This window comes from Pseudoalteromonas neustonica, from assembly GCF_001653135.1.
Classification (GTDB): domain Bacteria; phylum Pseudomonadota; class Gammaproteobacteria; order Enterobacterales; family Alteromonadaceae; genus Pseudoalteromonas; species Pseudoalteromonas neustonica.
On record NZ_BDDS01000006.1, the window covers coordinates 294013 to 313432 of the forward strand.

The 19420-nt window shown below is 39.4% G+C and carries 15 protein-coding genes and 5 tRNA genes; 1 reads left to right on the top strand and 19 read right to left on the bottom strand.

The genetic code is table 11. The annotated features are described in order from the left end of the window. Positions 1–2: 2 nt before the first annotated feature. The 6 genes from A7967_RS11535 to A7967_RS11560 all read right to left on the bottom strand — a co-directional run bounded on the left by A7967_RS11535 (position 3) and on the right by A7967_RS11560 (position 7111). Positions 3–680, bottom strand: coding sequence for a MotA/TolQ/ExbB proton channel family protein (locus tag A7967_RS11535; protein ID WP_054205359.1), 678 nt, complete (start codon positions 678–680; stop codon positions 3–5). Between the two features lie 85 nt (positions 681–765). Continuing rightward, a complete protein-coding gene (locus A7967_RS11540; RefSeq protein ID WP_167349701.1) occupies positions 766–3699 on the bottom strand; it encodes a TonB-dependent receptor in 2934 nt (977 codons plus the stop codon). Positions 3700–3856: 157 nt separating this feature from the next. Then, positions 3857–4798: a FecR family protein gene (locus A7967_RS11545; RefSeq protein WP_082379039.1), complete on the bottom strand. Its 942-nt coding sequence runs from the start codon at positions 4796–4798 to the stop codon at positions 3857–3859. Next, positions 4795–5283, bottom strand: a complete 489-nt coding sequence (locus A7967_RS11550) for a sigma-70 family RNA polymerase sigma factor (RefSeq protein WP_054205356.1) — start codon at positions 5281–5283, stop codon at positions 4795–4797. The genes A7967_RS11545 and A7967_RS11550 overlap by 4 nt, the downstream gene beginning before the upstream one ends. Before the next feature lie 70 nt (positions 5284–5353). Next, a complete protein-coding gene (locus A7967_RS11555) occupies positions 5354–6421 on the bottom strand; it encodes a TonB family protein (RefSeq protein ID WP_231659047.1) in 1068 nt (355 codons plus the stop codon). Positions 6422–6523: 102 nt separating this feature from the next. Further along, positions 6524–7111 carry a biliverdin-producing heme oxygenase gene (locus tag A7967_RS11560; RefSeq protein ID WP_054205355.1) on the bottom strand — a complete coding sequence of 196 codons (588 nt, stop codon included), beginning with the start codon at positions 7109–7111 and terminating at the stop codon, positions 6524–6526. A gap of 1085 nt (positions 7112–8196) precedes the next feature. Between A7967_RS11560 and A7967_RS11565 the strand changes: the two genes are divergently transcribed. Beyond that, positions 8197–9042, top strand: a complete 846-nt coding sequence (locus A7967_RS11565; RefSeq protein WP_054205354.1) for a MurR/RpiR family transcriptional regulator — start codon at positions 8197–8199, stop codon at positions 9040–9042. Between the two features lie 94 nt (positions 9043–9136). On the opposite strand, the gene A7967_RS22790 is transcribed toward A7967_RS11565, so the two are convergent. The 13 genes from A7967_RS22790 to A7967_RS11630 form a co-directional block, all read right to left on the bottom strand. Next, positions 9137–10348 (bottom strand): exo-beta-N-acetylmuramidase NamZ family protein, encoded by a 1212-nt coding sequence (locus tag A7967_RS22790; RefSeq protein ID WP_054205353.1) that lies wholly within the window; start codon positions 10346–10348, stop codon positions 9137–9139. Then, positions 10349–11284: an N-acetylmuramic acid 6-phosphate etherase gene (murQ, locus tag A7967_RS22795; protein WP_054205352.1), complete on the bottom strand. Its 936-nt coding sequence runs from the start codon at positions 11282–11284 to the stop codon at positions 10349–10351. Then, the gene (locus A7967_RS11580; protein ID WP_054205351.1) at positions 11281–12186 is read right to left on the bottom strand and encodes a glucosamine kinase nucleotide-binding domain-containing protein; all 906 of its coding nucleotides are present in this window, start codon (positions 12184–12186) and stop codon (positions 11281–11283) included. Before A7967_RS11580 ends, murQ begins: the two co-directional genes overlap by 4 nt. Then, positions 12183–13751 (bottom strand): sodium:solute symporter, encoded by a 1569-nt coding sequence (locus A7967_RS11585; RefSeq protein ID WP_054205350.1) that lies wholly within the window; start codon positions 13749–13751, stop codon positions 12183–12185. Before A7967_RS11585 ends, A7967_RS11580 begins: the two co-directional genes overlap by 4 nt. A gap of 69 nt (positions 13752–13820) precedes the next feature. Then, the gene (locus tag A7967_RS11590; protein WP_054205349.1) at positions 13821–14594 is read right to left on the bottom strand and encodes a L,D-transpeptidase family protein; all 774 of its coding nucleotides are present in this window, start codon (positions 14592–14594) and stop codon (positions 13821–13823) included. Continuing rightward, on the bottom strand, positions 14591–15703 hold the full coding sequence (locus tag A7967_RS11595; RefSeq protein WP_054205348.1) for a dipeptide epimerase: 1113 nt from the start codon (positions 15701–15703) through the stop codon (positions 14591–14593). Before A7967_RS11595 ends, A7967_RS11590 begins: the two co-directional genes overlap by 4 nt. A gap of 8 nt (positions 15704–15711) precedes the next feature. Further along, positions 15712–17103: a C40 family peptidase gene (locus A7967_RS11600; protein WP_054205347.1), complete on the bottom strand. Its 1392-nt coding sequence runs from the start codon at positions 17101–17103 to the stop codon at positions 15712–15714. Positions 17104–18124: 1021 nt separating this feature from the next. Further along, positions 18125–18201: transfer RNA gene (locus tag A7967_RS11605), tRNA-Arg, on the bottom strand. A gap of 83 nt (positions 18202–18284) precedes the next feature. After that, positions 18285–18361 (bottom strand) — tRNA-Arg (locus A7967_RS11610). 68 nt (positions 18362–18429) lie between these two features. Then, a tRNA-Arg gene (locus A7967_RS11615) sits at positions 18430–18506 on the bottom strand. A gap of 46 nt (positions 18507–18552) precedes the next feature. Beyond that, positions 18553–18629 (bottom strand) — tRNA-Arg (locus A7967_RS11620). Between the two features lie 36 nt (positions 18630–18665). Then, positions 18666–18758: transfer RNA gene (locus tag A7967_RS11625), tRNA-Ser, on the bottom strand. Between the two features lie 129 nt (positions 18759–18887). Further along, positions 18888–19070: a hypothetical protein gene (locus A7967_RS11630; RefSeq protein ID WP_054205346.1), complete on the bottom strand. Its 183-nt coding sequence runs from the start codon at positions 19068–19070 to the stop codon at positions 18888–18890. Between the last annotated feature and the right edge of the window lie 350 nt (positions 19071–19420).

A 19420-nucleotide genomic window follows, 5' to 3' on the forward strand; every position in this document is an offset into this window, starting at 1 on the left:
TTCTAGCCTACCTTCGATTGTACTGAACCTGTTAAATAATAAGCATGTAGCTGCGAAGCAAAACGATTCATTTGTATTATTATAGCCTTATTTGCACGGCTAATTGCGTTATATCCAAGTACAGCAGGGATCGCAACAGCTAGGCCAAACGCCGTCATAACTAACGCCTCACCGACCGGCCCTGCGACTTTGTCTATACTGGCCGAACCTGATAAACCGATTCCAATTAAAGCATGATAAATTCCCCACACAGTACCAAACAAGCCGATAAAGGGTGAAGTCGAGCCTACAGATGCTAATATTGCCAACCCACCCGATAGTGACTCTCGTGTATCATCAATATTATTTTTAAGCGCTGTTGTTAGCCAATCAGAAAGAGGGACTTGACCTTGCAACTGTGCTTGATGGTTTTGATGGTGAGCTTTGGCCTGTAGACCTTGCGATACTAATTTTTGGAATGGTGGCTGTGGAGCCAATAAATCGATTCCCTTATTTATATCTTGTTGCTGCCAAAACTCTGCGATTAAATATTTAGCCTTTCTTAATTTTAGTAAGCTAATTAAGCGCGTAAAAATAACCGCCCAAGACGCTAAGGACATAGCCAACAATGCAAAGCCAACAAACTTAATAACCGCATCACTTTGCTGCCATAACGACGCGATCCCATATGGATTTTCCATTACACTTCCTAAGTTAATTTTTAACTACTACATATAAAATCACTCAGCTTTCACTCGCCTGAGTGATTTTATTGATTACTTTGATTTAAAAACGTGCCGTAAAGGTTAATTGTGATGTTCGCCCTGGCCCAGCTATTAAGCTTAATGCTAAAGCATCGAGGTAAAACTCATTTGTTAAGTTAGCAATATTAAAGTTAACGTCCATATTATCTGTGATTTTATAATTGATATAAGCATCAATTAAAGTGTAAGCCACGGTTGGTACATGCGGCGCTGAACCATGATAATTTTGCCAACTTAACTTACTGTCATAATCAGTATCAGGCTTACCCGTATAAGTAATACGCGTACCTATATCTAAGCTATCATCAAGAAACTTTACGCCCAAAATTGCTGCAACTGATTTTTGTGGTGGTATATGGTTGGCAACATACATGCCTGAAAAACCCGTTTTTGAACAATCCGGGATGTCTCCTTGTCTATTCGCATATGGATTATCACGAAATGTTTGTGCGACTTCCGCGTCACATAATTCCGCCTCAGTATAATATGTAGCGCTTAGATCAGCATAAAATCCACCCACTTCAAAACGGCTTTGGAACTCAAACCCTTTTGTATTAAAGCTATCAGTGTTTCCCATTGCTAAACCAATATCAGTTGCGCTTAGGTTATTATCTGAAATTGTGTGGCGAGTGATGTAGTCTTCAATTTTATTATCAAAATAAGCCACCTTGGCTCGCATTGTTAAGCCTGTGAATAAATCATCGCTAATGAAAGAAAAACCGATCTCTTTATTTTTTGCATGTTCAGGTCTTATGTCAAGAATATTCCTTGATACTGACCAGCCTCTCGTTGATTCCATTATACTTGGCATTCTTAACGCTTCGCTATAACGTGCGTACGCCAACCAACTTTCACTTAGTTGCATATTTACCGCGAAATTTGGCGCAAAGCCATTCTGCTTTCGTGATGCTCCAGGGTATACAGTGTACGTGCCTAAGCTTTCTTGCGTCTCAAAACCAAGAAAAGCAAGATTGTAATCAACTTCAGAGATATCAACACTGCCTAGCTCACCTAGATTAACAGTGCCTACTCCAGTTACACGCGGATCATTGGCATCAGTATAATCACCATTTTCATCAGGAAGCCAACGAACATGTCCAATTCGTTCAAGGGTCTCATCCGATTGTTTCAGTAGAAATATTTCTTTAAATCTGCGTACATCTTCTTCTCTATAATCATTATTTTCTTGTACTCTAAACCAGCTATAGCGACCACCAGCTTCAAAACTTAACCAATCAACAGGCGACCATTTAGTTTGCAAAAACACGCTGCTCTCATATCTATCACCATCACGATGAAAGCGATTTGTATCGATATCTTCTTGAGAGTATTGAACATCAGATCCTGGTCCTATTGATTCTTTTTGAAAGCTATAGCCGTAGTCAAAACTAATTACGCCATAATCTGTACCTTGAAGTATGCTTTGATTACTAATATCAAACCCTGTTCTGAGCGATTCCGTTTTTGCTAAATACAATACATCTACACATGATTCACAATCATGTGTTGGTGGCCTTTCATTTCCCTCTCTTGGGTTGCTAAAGACTGATCCGTTATACGCTTTAGAATCAGTACTTGTATGCCAAAGATTCACTTTTAAATTTTTAAGCAATGGATTATCTGGAGAAGTATATTTATAACGAGCGCTATATGTATCTATATCTTGCTCAGAAGATTTCCACTGTTTTAACGTGTCACCTGTATTACGAAAAATTTGTGAGGCCATAATTTCACCATAAACAGCTTTGTATTTTCGGTAACTGAGCTCCAGTGATGAGTCGTCATTAATATGAAAAGTTGGTTTAACTAAAACTGAGGTGTTCTTATTCGAAGTATTGAGAACCTCTTCCCCTGATTTATAAAAGCGAGCGATCCCCTCATTTATAACAATGCGCTTTTTTTCAACCCATTCACCATCGATTTGCTTCCAATCACTCACCTCTTCATCGTAGAAGTATCGTTCCCGGCCGTCATTACCTGCAAAATAATTACCAATATCACGGTGTGAGGCTGCGACAACTAAATCAAATCCCTCTTGTGCAGTAGCATAAGCAATATTAATGAACTCACCATCACTAGTTACCAAATCAGGAGCATCATTACGGGGGGTCGCATCAAAGTCGCTTTGTGCATCAATGCTATTACTTTGCATACCTCCTTTGATACGAACGCCATGCTGCTGTCCATTTCGTAATATATCATCGCTCTTCAATGTCTCCATCACGACAACACCACCCACTGCCCCCATACCTTGAGCACTATTTGTTGGGCCTTTATCTATCGAAACAGTACTAATTAGATCTGGATCTATATATGAACGATCAGCTATCCCAGCATAACCACGATAAACTGTGGTACTTTGAATACTGCCATCAACAACCACGGGCACACGATTTTGACCTTGCACACCACGTATATTGACATCTATCGCTCCTCCATTGCGTGCTTCACCAACTTCGACACCGGGAATACCTTTAAGCATATCTCCTGCGGATGTACCGCGAAACTGCTCTATATAGCCACTATTGAGCTGCACATTTGAACTTGTTTTCAAGTAAGGTAAATCCTGCGATTCCACACTTGCTTCATCAAACATGCCTGGTGCGATATAACTACCCACAACAGATAAAGCTGATAACTCTGTCGCTGATTGCGAGTTACTTAGCTTTTTTAAAATGATTGTATTACCGTCAATTGTCGCTTCAATACCTGTATTATTTAAAACTTGCATTAAAACATCACGAACCGTGGCAGGACCTTGCAACTGAGGGGCTGTCAATGAGTCAACTAATTTAGGATCAAATACTAAGGTCATATTTGCCTGTGTGGCAATCAGATTCAAAGTGGTTTCTAGTGGCTGAGGTTTAATATCAAGCATTAATATGTCACTACTGGCATAAGCTTCAACACCAACGGTGCTTAAGCCTATTGCGAGCGCGAGAGAAGATAACTGCATTTTTTTCATTTTATAAACTCATGTTAATGACTACTACTTTATAAAACGAATGAGAATAATTATCTCTCACCTCTAAACTCTTATTTTTTTACCTTTAAAAACAAACTGAGGCCTTCGCTATCAAAAAATGTATAAAATATCCCTAAGTATTCATTTTTCACCTTTGCTGAATCAGCCAAAAATAACCATTATCAATAACATCTACAGGAAGCACTTTAGGGAGTAGCTTCGCGGTATTGTCTATATCATTTAATTGGTATGTCCCACTAAGAGAGAGCTGATTTAGACTTGTTTGTTTGAGTTTAAATGGCTTATCTTGATAACGATTAAGCTGCTCAACAGCAAAGTTCAAAGGGGTATTCGAAAATTGAATGCGCCCCTGTTGCCATATAGCAAACTGAGTTTCAGTGAGGTTAAACTGCCTATCATTGATGCTGTTATACCCTTGATTAGCTGTCAAAAACACATCACCAACAGTTGGATCTGTTACTTTTACTTTACCTTTTTTTACAGCAACAACGACTTGATCTTTAAGGCGATTAACATTAAATTGTGTACCAAGTACTTTGATATCAATTTCTTCGACAACAACAATAAAAGGACGCTGTTTTTCAGGAGTAACATCAAAGATTACCTGCCCTTTAAGTAACTCTATACGGCGAGTATTATCGCTATATTCTACATTTAATTCGGTATCACTATCTAACAGAATCTGGCTACCATCACTTAAAATAAAAGAAGCTGTTTCGCCTATTTGTGTTAAATATATCGTCGGTCTACTCGCGTTAAAGTGGAAAAAGCTAACTGCAATAACTGCAAGTGAAGCAGCCAATGCGACTAAAGGTCTAATAAAGCTAACTTTTTTGATATTACTTTTTGGTAATAATGCAAGTAATCGCTCCATACTTTGCTGCGATAAATTCCCCAACTTTGCGTCCAACAATACACTTTCTTCAAATGCCTCTGCGTTTTGTGGGCAAATTTTCAGCCACTTTTGCCAATTATGTATTTGCTGTTCACTTGGTTCGTCTTTAAGCCTTAACAACCACAACGTTGCTTGCTCAAATACTTGCTGATTTTTATTAGAATTATTCATCATTCTTTTAATAATATCTCTCTACAACGGCTCATGGCTTTAAGTAAATGCTTTTCGACCATACTTTGCGATATCTGCATATGTTCAGCGATTTGTGTTTGACTCAAGCACTTAAACTTATACAAGATAAATGCTTCACGGCACTTTTCAGGTAAGCTGGCTATACACTTTTCTAATTGTGCAAGTTCTTGCTGAGCAATTAAAGTCGTTTCAGGATCTAAATGAGGTAACTCATAGATAGAGCTTTCTTCGTCCGGCAAAGGCGTGAATTGGCAGATCTTTTCACGACGATATAAATCAACAAATAAATTATTAGCTGTTTTCAATATCAGCGCTCTATTAACCTGTTTTTCGGGATTACTAGATTGCCTTTTTCCTTGTTTCAGTAAACGAGCGATCGCTTCTTGGATCAAGCTTTGAGCTTTATCTCGACAACCGGTACGCCGTGACATTATCTTCACGACTTGGCTATAATCTGTAAAAGGCATGGTATCTACTACATTGTAAAGTGACTGATATTGTACCTAAATAAAAATCGAATACAAACAGTAATTATTATCATTTATTGCGTAAATAAAACTCAACAGGCAATAATAATTCATGAGGTGCTTCTAATTCGTCAGGCACTTTTGGAAATGGCTCTGCGCCACGGATTGTTTCAATTGCTGCAATATCGAGCCGATTAATCCCCGATCCCTTTACTATGTCTAGCTGCATTAATCCCCCATCTCGCGCTAATAACACCTTTAAATACACGACCCCTTCTTGTTTTTTCATAATAGCTGACGTTGGGTACTTCCTATAAGCCATTAAATGGCCAAGTAAACTAGCTCTCCAGCTTTTCTTTCCTGTTGCAACCTGTTGCTGAGATAAGCTGTATTGCTGCTCAACCATCGCGGCAACTGCTGAATCTTGTGATATTTCTTCAAATTTTGTATTTTTTGGATCTGAGTCTAGTTTAGTTTTAGTAACGTGTTCTTTTGTAGGAGGCTTCACCACAGGCTCTATAATAACATCTTGTTTATCAGGTTGTTTTTTTGCTAGAACTTGTAGTTGCTCTTTCGCCTTTGGGGGAGGCAACTTTTTCTTAACAGCCTCTTGCGCTTGAGTAGCCTGTTTAGCAACCTTTTTACTTTCAACTAATTCAGGCTTTGGTGCTGCCGCTTCTACAAATGTAATATCTATCACTTTAGGGGTTTGCTTATGTTGCACTGGCTCAATATTTGTACTTGTGTTAAAAAATATAATCCAAGCAAATATAAAGTGAAATAATACGGCTAATAACACTCCTTGAAGTATTTTATATTTTTTATTTTGACGTAACTCATAGAGCTCGCTCGGTTTAGAGAAAAGGTAATTAATAACAAGTGCAAAAATCAAAAAGCAAAATACAGGAAGCCAAACAGACTGACTTGTGAGTGTAATAATAAAAAAACTAATTAGTATGCTAATAAGCGCAAAGTACTTGGCTTTTTTAGGTACAACTCGGCTCACCTGCCAATTACTTAAAACGTTTCCAAATTTCGGATGTGTAAGCAACCAATTGGCTAATTTTTTATTTGAGCGAGTAAAGCAAGCAAGCGCAATAATTAAAAAAACTGTCGTAGGCATTACTGGCAACAACATACCAATTACAGCCAAGGCGACACTAATGCAGCCAGCTATAAAATATATAATTTTTTTAATTGGCAACGCTTGCCTTAACACTGAGTTTAACACTTATATACGTTACTGATAAACAACATCAAGTAACTGATGTGCGGTAGCAAAAGCTTGCTTTGCACCTTGATAAAGCTGCTGCTCTTCATCATTTGTTAAATTAAGAGCTTCTACAGCTTGCATAAACCCTCGCCACTGGCTTCCACGCCCATTCCCAGGACCTGCTAAGAAACGCGCACCAAATTCAGCATTTAGATCTAACTGTGTTACCTCTTTAGCTAACATTGCGGCTCCGAGCTTTGAGCCTTCAATCACATAGAGCCAACCGACAGCCTGCGCTATCGTCAAACTATTAATATCTATTTGCTGTTCTAAATTGTGTGTTTTCATACCTATATCATGTAAATCAAGTACAATATCAGTACAGCGATTTCGCTGTGCTAAATCACTAAAAAATACAATTAACTGTTCACTTTGATAAATTGGCTCTACATGTTTTAACAACAAATATTGAAAGCGTAAAAAATCGCCATAATTTTCTTTTGACGCAAAAGGTGATTGAGCCATAATTTTATTATCTAAATTATCGTGTACCTCTGCTGTGGTACGTTTAAGCTCAGACATACGTGGGTAGTTTACTTGAGTAATACTCGACATAATTAAATTCTAATTGATCCATCCTACTGATAAAAACGAACGCGTCAGCAAAACCCACACCTATACTTAAAGATATTTATAACCAAACAACCTAAAGCATTTAACTCAACACCTTATTGGAGAGCAATTTTAAGGCGTTACTTTACAATTAATACCTACCTAAATCGCTGTTAACTCCAACTGAAATGCATACCTGATGCGACTTATACCAATCCGCTTAGATATGAGGTTTATTTAATGACAGAAAATTGCGCTATAAACTAGGGCGTGTTGACCTTTGTGGATTGAAATTTGTTCAATCTAGGGGCGATTTAATCGCGGCGCGAGATTTGTAGCCTAGTGGGCTAAGTAAAAACCGAGCAACAAAGAGTCAATCGCCCCTAGGAAGAACCCTTTGGGCAGCGAGCCCTAGGCAATAATTTTTATATCTAGTTGTTCTAAATGAAAAAATTTTAACGACGTTATAGAGTGATTTAATTCATTAAATTGTTCAAATATTTATGAAGATTGGTATTAGGTACATGCTGCTAGAAAAATATGTAACAAAACGCCTCCCCAAAGTGCTTTTAAAAGTCGCTTTTTTGACTGGCTACTAACTACTAATTTATTAACCTGATGCTTAAATAGAAATGGGTCTAAATGAATGTCATTAAGGCAAATAACTTAACCTTAATTTTGGTTGAGTTATTTGCTAATATACAAGCTTGAAATGAGTCGCTGATCAACTATTTAATCTGGGTCTTGGGGTTACTAGTCGGGTACGTTGCAGCAAGAGTTTTTTATTCGCATTAGGCACCAAACCAAAATTACCAATAATTTTTATTACATAAATATGTGCTGTTATTAAATATCTGAAAGTAGTTGTATTCGTGAATGCCAGCGACAATACTGTTTTATTATTGCAAACAACCCAGCGTGAACTAGAATATTCCAACGATATAACAATCAAGTGCAAAATAAATAATTTAAACAATACCAAATAGAGCAATAATAAAATTTAAATAGTTACATTTGAACCCAAAATAAGTACAAAGTTATTTCGATTAATGCTATAAATACGCCAAATACATAAATAAGCGAGTAACATGTCTACATTTGTTAAAATTAAAGCCTTACGTCAGTCTCTATCGAGCAGCGAAGCCAAACTAGCAGACTTCACATTAAACTCTGCTAACGCCATTAGAAATCTATCTTCGGTAGAACTTGCAAAGGTAGTCGGAGTAAGTCAGTCAAGTGTAGTGAAGTTTTCACAAAAGCTCGGTTACAAAGGGTTTCCTGCATTTAAACTTGCTGTAATCGATGCACTCAATGACGAAGTAACAGAGCCAAAACTACACGGCAAAATTACGTTAAGTGATTCGTTAGAACAAATAGCTGAAAAACTACTCAGTAGTAAATTAGCGGTTTTAACGGAAACTAAAAACCTAAACGAAGCACAGCCTATTGAACAAGCTGTTAGCTTATTAAAATCAGCTAAGCGTATTCTTATATGTGGTTTAGGTGGTTCAGCACTTGTTGCTAAAGATTTCTCTTATAAACTGCAAAAGCTAGGTATGCCTGCAATAGCTGAACCAGATGGCCACGCACAGCTAGCCTACGTATCTACATTTGGTAAAGGTGATTTAGTCATCGCGATAAGTGAATCTGGCGTAACCAGAGAGATTGCCGAAGTAGTGAAGCAAGCTAAGAAAAACGACAGCTATGTGATCTCGGTTACTAAGTTTGGTAGTAACCCGGTTGCCGATCAAGCGAATGTGAGGTTGTACTCTGTTGCTGAAGAAGAGTCAGTACGGTTGTCGTCGATTCTTGCACGTACGGCACAAGATTTTGTTATCGATATTCTCTTTATTGCTTTGACTCAATCAAGCCGTCAAGGTAGAAAGTTACTTGAACACTCTAATGATGTAGTGGGTGAATTTAGAAATAAATAACTAAATTAACCTATATTCAAGTTAAGCACTAAAAAGGCCACACAAGTGGCCTTTTTAGTGCTTAACTGTTTACTTATCTAACCGTTCTTCATCGCTAATAAAGCGAGTTGTATCTATACAGTAAATACGGTTCACGTTTTTGCATAAAAGTAGTAAGCCCTGCCTGCCAGCTTTGCTTTATTTGCTGCTCTGACTTACCTGCTTTTATAGCTAAACGCAGCTTATCTGTGCCAGCGAGTTTATCCATAAAATCTGGTCGTTCAAAAAACACCTGATTCGCTTGAGTTAATTGTGTATACGCATTAATAAATATATTTAAATCCAAACCTGTTATGGCACTTGCACGTAAGTCTTGCCCTAATACGGTAACATCTTTAAATTTTGGGTTCATAGACGCGCCTTTAATTGCCCGCGGGGTAAAACTAAATTCCCCTAGTCCCACTGGCGAATAACCAATAACCTGAAAGGCAAAGTCAGTGCCACGACCAATTGTTATCGGGGTTGCTTCAAAAAAGCACAATGATGGATACAAGTTAATAGCTTGCGCATTAGGTAAGTTAGGACTCGGTTTTATTGGCACTTTATATTCTGTGTTGCGGGTATAATTAGCAACAGGAATAATACGCAGCTTAAGCTGCTCTGCCTTATCAATCCAGCGCTCGCCTTTGATCATTTTAGCTAATTCCCCCACAGTCATACCGTGTAAAACAGGGATCGGGTGCATGCCTACAAAGGAACGAAACTGAGGCTCTAAAATTGGCCCATCTACGTAAGCGATATTCGGGTTTGGCCGATCTAACACTATAAATTCAAGATTATGTAATGCCGCCGCTTGCATCATGTAATGCATTGAACTGATATACGTATAAAAGCGCACACCTACATCTTGAATATCAAAAATTATGACGTCTAACTCGCTCAATACAGCTGGATCCGGTTTTTTATTACTGCCATAAATTGATACTACATCAATACCCGTTTTAGTATCTGTGGTGTTTTTAACATGTGCGCCAGCATCATAATCCCCCCGAAAACCATGCTCAGGGGCGAATATTTTAACTACATCCACGCCTTTATCTCTGAGCAAATCAACTAAGTGAGTTCCGTCAACCTGCGAGGTTTGATTAACAACCAGCCCAACTCTCTTGTCTTTTAAAGCCCCGAGATAGGCCTCATATTGTGCAGCACCAACCAAGATAGGCTGACTTTTAATAGCCGTTGCTTTTGCATTACTTTGAGCTTGGTTACTATCCGTGCACGCAATTAATAATAAGCACTGTAGTAAAATAATTACCCTTAGCAACATTTAAAGTTCCACCGCTTTACGTAAAAAACCATCAGCTTGCATGAGCATGAGTTGCGCTTGGGCGGCGTCTTTGCCTGTTAGTAAAATTAAAATAGCTAATTTAGCACTTTGCTTTGCCTGCTTAAGCGCATCAACCGCTTGTTGATGCGTGCAATCAGTTGCCTGCATCACGATACGAATAGCGCGTGCATGTAGTTTTTCATTACTGGCATTCACATCAACCATTAAGTTTTTATACACTTTACCGGTACGGATCATACTGGCGGTACTTAACATATTGAGCACTAGCTTTTGCGCTGTGCCCGACTTCATTCGTGTAGAACCGGTGACTGCCTCAGCGCCTACTACTGGGCAAATACCAATATCTGGTAATTGCATAACTAACGAGTTAGGGTTGCAGGTTACACCTACTGTTTTGCACCCTACTGATTTTGCATATTCAATCGCGGCACGTACATAAGGTGTACGACCACTGGCGGCAATACCGATAACGACATCTTTGGTTTGTAAATTAATCGCTTTTAAATCATCAACACTGAGCGTTAAACTGTCTTCTGCGCCTTCTACCGCTTTTTTAAATGCAGTTTCCCCACCCGCAATAATACCTATCACTTGCTGATCGCTTACGCTATAAGTGGGCGCGCATTCAACTGCATCTAAAATACCTAATCGTCCACTTGTACCTGCACCAATATAAATTAAACGCCCACCTTGCTTAAACGCTGTGACAATATGATCAACCGCTTTTGCAATTTCAGGAATTACGCACTTTACTGCATCAGCGACTTTTTGATCTTCGGTGTTTATTTTGGTCAAGATCTGTATGCTATCCAGTAAATCAATATCGAGTGTGGCAGGGTTTTGCCCTTCAGAAACAATACCATTTAGTTCTTCAAGAAGAGTACGTTGTTGTTCAAATGCGTGTTCAGAACTCATTGGTTTGTCCTATCTAAAAATATATGCAAATTTTGTTGCGCTAAAATAAGGGCACCGCTTAATGAATCGCCCTGTTTAGGTATTATTAATTGCTGTATGGCTGCACTTAACAAGGGTAATGTTATGGCCGCTAATCCGCCGGTCAGCATTACAGGTAGCTGGCTTTGAGCTCGCGTTTTATTAATTAAACGCTCCACCTGCTTTGCGTGCTTTTGTAATAGTAGTTCAGCAATTTTACAGTCGTTTTGTAATTCAAATACTAAATAAGTAAAACGCGCATAATCAACCGCTCTCGCTTCGTACAACCAAGCATTTAATTGCTCTCTGGTTGCGCCTATTTGTTCACTTAGTTTACGTGTAAGTAGGCTTTGTGGCTGGCTAAATTGATCAATTTCATCAAGTAAACACTGCACAGCACTTAGCCCTAAACGTGCACCAGAGCCAAAATCATCAACTAAAAACCCCCAGCCTCCTACTAACTGTGTATCGCCGTGATTATTAAGTCGTGCACCTACAGCCCCAGTTCCAAGTGCTACAATAGCAACAGGCTGCCCATTATTAGCCCCATATAATGAAGTAATAGCATCGCTGTATACATGCAGCTTGGCAAATTTAATACCACAGCCAAGTTCTAGCGCTGTTAATAGCCTTTTTGATAGTACTGAAGACCCACCGCCAGCAAGCCCCATTACGGCGAGTACTTCACCGCTTTTAGCCTTACTTTGCAAATAGAGATCGTTGATCACCTGTTCAATATTCGACAATGCAGTTTGAAAATCATTATGCAATGAAGCCTGCCCTCCTGCGGCGCTATATTTTATGCCGCTGGCAAGCTCAATTATCTGCGCCGTTATTTTAGTTCCACCACCATCAACTGCTAATAGATATTTTATTTTATTCATTGCGCGACACTATTCTCAGTAGGCTTGCCTAAACAGCACACTAAGGTTGAAAGTGCTGTACCTATACATAATTGCCATGTGAAACCGAGATAAAAGCGCTCTGTTTGCGGTAACAGCCAATCAATCATGTAAGGCTGCATTAGCAAGGTAATAACAAAACCAACTAATAAAGCAGCCAGCACAGAGCCCTCACTGCCTCGCTTAGTAAATAAGGTTGTAAAATATACGCCCAATAAACCACTGTATGAGAACACCATTACGCTTAATGCAAACTTCAAAAGTGGCATATCACTGTATTGTTGCCAAAAATAACAAGCAATCGCCATAGCAGCGAGTGCTCCACTGACTACAGTCATCCCTACACGGCCCGCTTTAACAAAGTGGCCGTCAGCGACTTGTTTATTTTTAGCAGCTAAATAAGGACGATATAAATCTTGTACTATTACTGACGACATTGAGCTCAAACCTGAGTTTAGCGTTGATATTGCCGCCGCAATAATACCGACACTAACAAGCCCCTTAACGCCTGCAGGAGCTTCGTTTAATACGTAATACATAAAGATGGTAATTTTTTCACCATTAAACTCTTGTACGACTTGCTCGCCTGCGCTGTTCATTAGTGCTGGTTGTTGATAAACGATATAAAGTAATAAACCGATAGAGATAAACACTAACATGACGGGGATCACCATCACGATAGATAACACCAAGGCTTTACTGCCCTCTTTGGCATTTTTACACGTGAGTAGGCGCTGGGTCATATCCTGATCAAGGCCAAATGCTGCAATGTTTAATAATACAAAACCTGTTAATACCGATGCCATATTAAAAACGCCACTGGGGCCAAAATCTAAGTCAAACTTAAACAATGCCAGTTTAGAATCAGCGCCTGCAGAGGGTTCATTTAGCGTTGCTACAATAGTAGTAAAATCGGCAGGAATGATAGCCAATAAGCACCAAATAACCGCTATGGCTGCACTCACATACACCACGGTTTGTAATACATCAGAATAAATAACACTGCGAATACCACCAAATACGGTGTAGAGCAAGCCAACAAGTGCGAGTAATAGTGTGGCAACAATCACGCTTTGCGCTTCAATATTGCCATATAAAATCATAGCTACAGCAATCGCAGCCATATATAAACGCGCCCCACTGGCAAACACACGACCAAATAAATACATTAAGCCGCTACGACGCTTGGCTTTGGGGCCTATGCGCTTTTCTAATAGCTCGTATACGGTATAAACTTGCTGCTGATAAAATTTAGGGATAAGAAAAATGCACACAATAAACGCAGCAATAAATGCGCCGATGTTTGTGGCTAAATAAGATAAATCCCCTTGATAACCTTGATCTGGCCCGCCAATAAACGTGGCTGCGGATTGCGATGTAGCTAATACCGAAATTGCCACCATCCACGTTGGCATGCTATTGCCACCTAAAAAGAAGTCTTGACTAGAATTAGCCCGCTTACGGTTAAACCACCAACCACTGAGTAATAAAATGGCTCCGTAGCTTGCAAACACGAGCCAATCTAGCAAGGTGTATTGTGCACTCATTTATTATCCCAATTAAAAACCAACCAATGGAATATATTATTCCATTGATTTAGCAAAAAGAAAACAACTTTATTTTAATGTTTTTATTAATGGTAGCTGCCAAAGCGCCTGTTTTTGTTGATACTGCGCTTTGGGTAAACTAATTAATAGTGGGGCCGATTTACTGTCTAACCACGCTAAAAGTGCATCCATATTCTGCTCTGTCATTGCGGTGCACCCTGCTGTGGGCTTATCTTGTGCTCGCCATAAGTGCATAAAAATACAGCTGCCCGCACCATCAATGTTATTACTGTTGTGCTTAACCACGATACCTTTTTTATACAGGTCATCTTGACTATAAATATCACGGCGCATCCACTCCGATGAATCTTTAACAGCGGCCTCTCCAACAACTGACTTATTAACTAGCTGGTTATAAAATGGCGATCCTTTCACATCAATACAGTAATCATTCGCTGTCATACCTTGATAAGCCATATTAGTTTGCAGTGAATCTAAATAGCCAAATGCAGTGCCCAGCTCAAAAATTCCGGCAGGCGCTTTACCATCCCCCTCTTGCTTTTGGATACCGGCTTGTTCAGGATGTAAACCAACCCCCCATGCAAGGCCTGTACGCCCTAGCACCACCGAATAGTCGTCATCTATTTGTTGCCAATTATTGCCTTTTCGTTCAAACCGATACAATTGTGCTTGGGGTGTTTGCCAATCACCGGCAATTACCACAACCAGCTGTTTTGTCTGCAATGAAATAACCGTATTACTGTTCGTTACTTGTTGCTGAGCACATCCCAATAAACTTGTTAAAACCACCCCTGCACTTGTCATTTTTATTATATTTTTCATGCTGGCCAAACTCCGTTATCTATATGCTGTAAACCATCTATCTGCGTTATCCCAAGCCCTGGCGCAGAACTTAGAGTTATTGACGGCCCCTTAAACTCAACGCCGCCTTGAACAGGATCAAATTGACCTAGCGCTGGGCCATCTAAATCTATTTTTGTTATTTGTTGCGCCTTTGCAGAAGCTAAATGAGCGGCTCCCGCAACCGCGATACTGCCTTCAAGCATACACCCTATCATGCACTGTGCTTGATATTGTGCGGTGATATCTGCAATCGCTATAGCGCGGCTCAGACCACCGGTTTTCATTACTTTAATATTAATGATATCAACGGCATTTTGTTCCAACAATTGAATAACCTGTTTAGGCGAAAATGCACTCTCATCCGCCATGATCGGTGTATTAACTCGCTCAGTAATATACTTCAACCCTTTAAAGTCATCACTTTTCACAGGCTGTTCAACGAGCTCTAATTCAATATTCTCGCTCTCTAATTTTTGTAACGCGAACACCGTTTGTTTAGCATTCCAGCCTTGATTGACATCAAGGCGAATTTTCGCGTATTTAGAAAAGCCACTATAAATTGCCTTCACTCGTTCAATATCTTGCTGTAGATCGTTTCCTATCTTTACTTTTAAAACATCGAAACCTTGTTTAACAGCGGTATCGCAATCGGCCAACATTTTATCAATACCATCAACACTAATTGTTATATCTGTACGCAGTGTGCTACTACCACCACCGAGTAACTTATAAAGAGGCGCTTGGTAAAGTTTGCCCCATAAATCATACACAGCTAACTCTAGCGCCGCTTTTGCGCTGCTATTAGCCACCACAGTAGATTGAATAACATGGCAAATATGATTAAGGTTTTCAATTTCTAAACCGATTAATTTGGGGGCTAAAAAATACTTAATAATACTGATCATTCCCTGATGGGTATCACCAGTAATAATAGGGGTTGATGCTGCTGCGCCGTAACCTACTTGGCCTTTATCTGTGTCAATTAACACCACTAAGTCTTCTATAAAACTAACTTCCCGTAGCGCTGTTTTGAACGGAGTTACTAATGGCACTGTTAATTTAGCAAACCGTATAGCGGTAATTTTCATAGTGGCTCCTAGCGAATTCGCTTAATATTATAGGTGCGATCTAAATAACTTTTTTGCGGTGATAAACGCAGTGACAATAATGGCGTGACCGATACACCATTTAATGCGCTAGAATAAAAGCGACCATCAGCTTTGTTATAGCCTAGCCCTTTTACATCATGGATCACATAAGGTTGACCATCTTGCTCACCGAGATACATCATTACATGGCCTGGTATATAAATAAGATCCCCCACTTGCATCTTTTTAACCGCATCTAACTTTACTTGCTCTGCATCAGCGCCATCAAAACGCTGATTAATACCATACTCGCCTCGCCCTTGCTGCCCTGAATTGCGTGGCATTAATAAACCAAAACTTTTATAAATCTCACCTACAAATCCCGTACAATCTCGGCCATTATAATCATGCCCCCACCCATAACGCTCGCCTAAGAATTTAAACCCTTGTTTTATCAAGTTCTGCTGGGTGTAGGGTAAGTAACCTATATTAACGTCACTACTGCGGCTAATTAGTGCAGGTTGTATAACTAACTCACCTTGCGCGCCTCTTGTTGGCAGTTGTACTACATAATTGGCGTAAGTATTTTGCCCATGCAATAAATTTGGTACTTGCTTTGCCTCAACTAATGGCAGGCGTACACCCATATCGAGTTGCAGCTCAGAGATATCAGCATTATCTGGTACGTAGGCAGTATTAACTTTTGCCCCCGTAATAAGTAAAAAATCATCCTGATTTTTAAATCTATGTAAGGTCGCTTTACTTGCAGTGGCAATATCAGCCGTAGGCACCCAAGCCAAATAATTATAAGCGCGCACCAGTAGCCATTGCTTATCAGCACTTTGATGTAAAATAGCCACCGTATCACCTGGAAATAACCCACTTTCTTGAAAACGATCAAGATCATTATCTAAGCCGCTATTTAATACCCTATCCCATGTTGGAAAAGTACGTAGTACGGAGCGCTTTACTACAACCCCAAAACCAACTTGGTTGTTATTTTCAATCGCTTCTAAATTCATATTGGCATGATAATCAGCAAAATCTTTGTCTGTTAATGCGACGCCATTGGAATAAAAACGAGGACTTTTTGGTACCGCGCTAATGCTATAGATGTGGTTAGTTAATTGCTGCTTTGTAAGCTGTGTAGCAAAATCGAGAGGATCGACAATATGCTCATTTTCAGCGACCAGTTGTTTATTGAACGCCATAATTTGTGATGCACTCATTAATGGCTGAGCCGTTACTTTAACTTTAGTTTTAGCTAACCAATGCTGTGGAGTTAGTTGGGGCTGACTAACTCCTATAACGTCCGTTTGCCAGGTATTAGCGACAGCGATGGGCGTTATCGAAGCAATACTGGCCAATGTAATACTCAGAGCAATTAGTGATTGTCGCATTTTAGGATCCTCTATTATTATATTAACCACACGGTTTTAACTACTTACCAAAGAACATATCTGATGTAGTTGAAATTAGCTCTCACCTTCACCCATAATTAAAATTCCTACTTAAAAAACATTTTGGAATATTTTATTAAAAATAACACACTTCACAGCGCAAGCAAATATTTGTAATCATTTCACAGCTTAATCTATGGGTTAATTTTATGGTTTAAGTTTAAGCATTCTCAGCACTTGATAATTGAACAAACCCTGCTGGTAACTAAAAATAGCCTTTAGCGAACTCTTGTAAATCGCTTAAATATTGCTGATAAAACTCATTACTTTGGTTTTTTATCTGCTCAAGGACGAAGTTATCTGCCGCATTGCTAGCTCTTTTTTCTTTCGTTCATCCAAAAGATCGCTTTGAGCAATCTCTTTAAATTTAGCCTACTTTCGTCGGCTTATTTCTATTAGCTTAAGTAGTAATAGAAAGTGGTGGGTGCAGGACGTATCTTGCAAGAGTGAACCTCTGAGCGCTCTAAATTTCTGTATCACTACAACTACTGCAAATACATTTCATGGCTAAAGCCTGTTCCTACAATAGCGTGAATTTCAGGCATAAAAAAACCGACTTTCGTCGACTTATTTCTATTAGCTTAAGTAGTAATAGAAAGTGGTGGGCGCAGGACGTATCTTGCAAGAGTGAACCTCTGAGCGCTCTAAATTTCTGTATCACTACAACTACTGCAAATACATTTCACGGCTAAAGCCTGTTCCTACAATAACGTGAATTTCAGGCATAAAAAAACCGACTTTCGTCGGCTTATTTCTATTAGCTTAAGTAGTAATAGAAAGTGGTGGGCGCAGGACGTATCTTGCAAGAGTGAACCTCTGAGCGCTCTAAATTTCTGCACCACTACAACTACTGCAAATACATTTCATGGCTAAAGCCTGTTCCTACAAGAACGTGAATTTCAGGCATAAAAAAACCGACTTTCGTCGGCTTATTTCTATTAGCTTAAGTAGTAATAGAAAGTGGTGGGCGCAGGAGGATTCGAACCTCCGACCGCTCGGTTCGTAGCCGAGTACTCTATCCAGCTGAGCTATGCACCCACATTCTATTTTAATTTTATAGTCTGATTTGACTGTCCCAGCAACTAATGAATTTCAAAAGTTGTTATTCTTTAAATAGAAAGTGGTGGGCGCAGGAGGATTCGAACCTCCGACCGCTCGGTTCGTAGCCGAGTACTCTATCCAGCTGAGCTATGCACCCACATTCTATTTCGATTTTAATGTCTTATCTGACATATTAATTAGCTTGCAATAACTAAGTATCAAAAGTGGTGGGCGCAGGAGGATTCGAACCTCCGACCGCTCGGTTCGTAGCCGAGTACTCTATCCAGCTGAGCTATGCACCCACTTTTGATATTTCCTATTTATACTCTAAGAAGAGTTTGTAAAGAGTGGTGGGCGCAGGAGGATTCGAACCTCCGACCGCTCGGTTCGTAGCCGAGTACTCTATCCAGCTGAGCTATGCACCCAATCTTTACTGTACAAGAAACCATTTATAAAATAAATGGCGGAGAAGGAGGGATTCGAACCCTCGATAGAGCTACAAACCCTATACTCCCTTAGCAGGGGAGCGCCTTCGGCCACTCGGCCACCTCTCCGTCTTGTGGGGCGTATAATAAAGATTTCAGAAAATATGTCAAACACTTTTCTTGTTTAAAGTGACTGTATGGTTAGAGAATACCCATAACAGCTAAAAAACCATCATTTGTGTTTGAAGATTGAGCAATCTATAGTTTATTTGGGTCTTTTGAAACCCCTAATAAATGCACTAATTCATCATTTAATTGTTCGAGATATTGATCTTGATAACCTAGCTGCTGAAATTCAGCAATACAGGCACGATAATAAATCTGCCTTTGCTCTTCAGTACTAAATTGTTCCTGTGCATCTACTGATTTTTTATCTTTCATTATAGTAAGTCCATTTACCTATGCGGTATTTTAGTGTTAATAATATTAAAACACACACTTTCCGCCTTATTTACTGTATTTAGTTTAGTTAAACTTTAAAACATTGTCTGCTCTATTTTAGGTGTTTTTAAGAATGTTTTTTAATCATTAAAAATCAAGTAATTAAACTTAAACACCTATTAAGCACTGACGCTAAAAATACGTTATAGCTTATTTAATGGATCGTAAGCGTATAGCTAACGACACCTAGCCTTGCTTAATATTCCAAGGTAATAGCGGTTCAAGGTCATCGGGCTGCTCAGCAAGGTGCTGTAAGCACGTTGATATGTAGTCATGCACTACAAGATCAT

Excerpts from the sequence above, each read along its gene's own strand:
- A7967_RS11535 (WP_054205359.1), bottom strand. The coding sequence starts at position 680 with ATGGAAAATCCATATGGGATCGCGTCGTTATGGCAGCAAAGTGATGCG.
- A7967_RS11540 (WP_167349701.1), bottom strand. The coding sequence starts at position 3,699 with ATGCAGTTATCTTCTCTCGCGCTCGCAATAGGCTTAAGCACCGTTGGT.
- A7967_RS11545 (WP_082379039.1), bottom strand. The coding sequence starts at position 4,798 with ATGATGAATAATTCTAATAAAAATCAGCAAGTATTTGAGCAAGCAACG.
- A7967_RS11550 (WP_054205356.1), bottom strand. The coding sequence starts at position 5,283 with ATGCCTTTTACAGATTATAGCCAAGTCGTGAAGATAATGTCACGGCGT.
- A7967_RS11555 (WP_231659047.1), bottom strand. The coding sequence starts at position 6,421 with ATGTTGTTGCCAGTAATGCCTACGACAGTTTTTTTAATTATTGCGCTT.
- A7967_RS11560 (WP_054205355.1), bottom strand. The coding sequence starts at position 7,111 with ATGTCGAGTATTACTCAAGTAAACTACCCACGTATGTCTGAGCTTAAA.
- A7967_RS11565 (WP_054205354.1), top strand. The coding sequence starts at position 8,197 with ATGTCTACATTTGTTAAAATTAAAGCCTTACGTCAGTCTCTATCGAGC.
- A7967_RS22790 (WP_054205353.1), bottom strand. The coding sequence starts at position 10,348 with ATGTTGCTAAGGGTAATTATTTTACTACAGTGCTTATTATTAATTGCG.
- murQ (WP_054205352.1), bottom strand. The coding sequence starts at position 11,284 with ATGAGTTCTGAACACGCATTTGAACAACAACGTACTCTTCTTGAAGAA.
- A7967_RS11580 (WP_054205351.1), bottom strand. The coding sequence starts at position 12,186 with ATGAATAAAATAAAATATCTATTAGCAGTTGATGGTGGTGGAACTAAA.
- A7967_RS11585 (WP_054205350.1), bottom strand. The coding sequence starts at position 13,751 with ATGAGTGCACAATACACCTTGCTAGATTGGCTCGTGTTTGCAAGCTAC.
- A7967_RS11590 (WP_054205349.1), bottom strand. The coding sequence starts at position 14,594 with ATGAAAAATATAATAAAAATGACAAGTGCAGGGGTGGTTTTAACAAGT.
- A7967_RS11595 (WP_054205348.1), bottom strand. The coding sequence starts at position 15,703 with ATGAAAATTACCGCTATACGGTTTGCTAAATTAACAGTGCCATTAGTA.
- A7967_RS11600 (WP_054205347.1), bottom strand. The coding sequence starts at position 17,103 with ATGCGACAATCACTAATTGCTCTGAGTATTACATTGGCCAGTATTGCT.
- A7967_RS11630 (WP_054205346.1), bottom strand. The coding sequence starts at position 19,070 with ATGAAAGATAAAAAATCAGTAGATGCACAGGAACAATTTAGTACTGAA.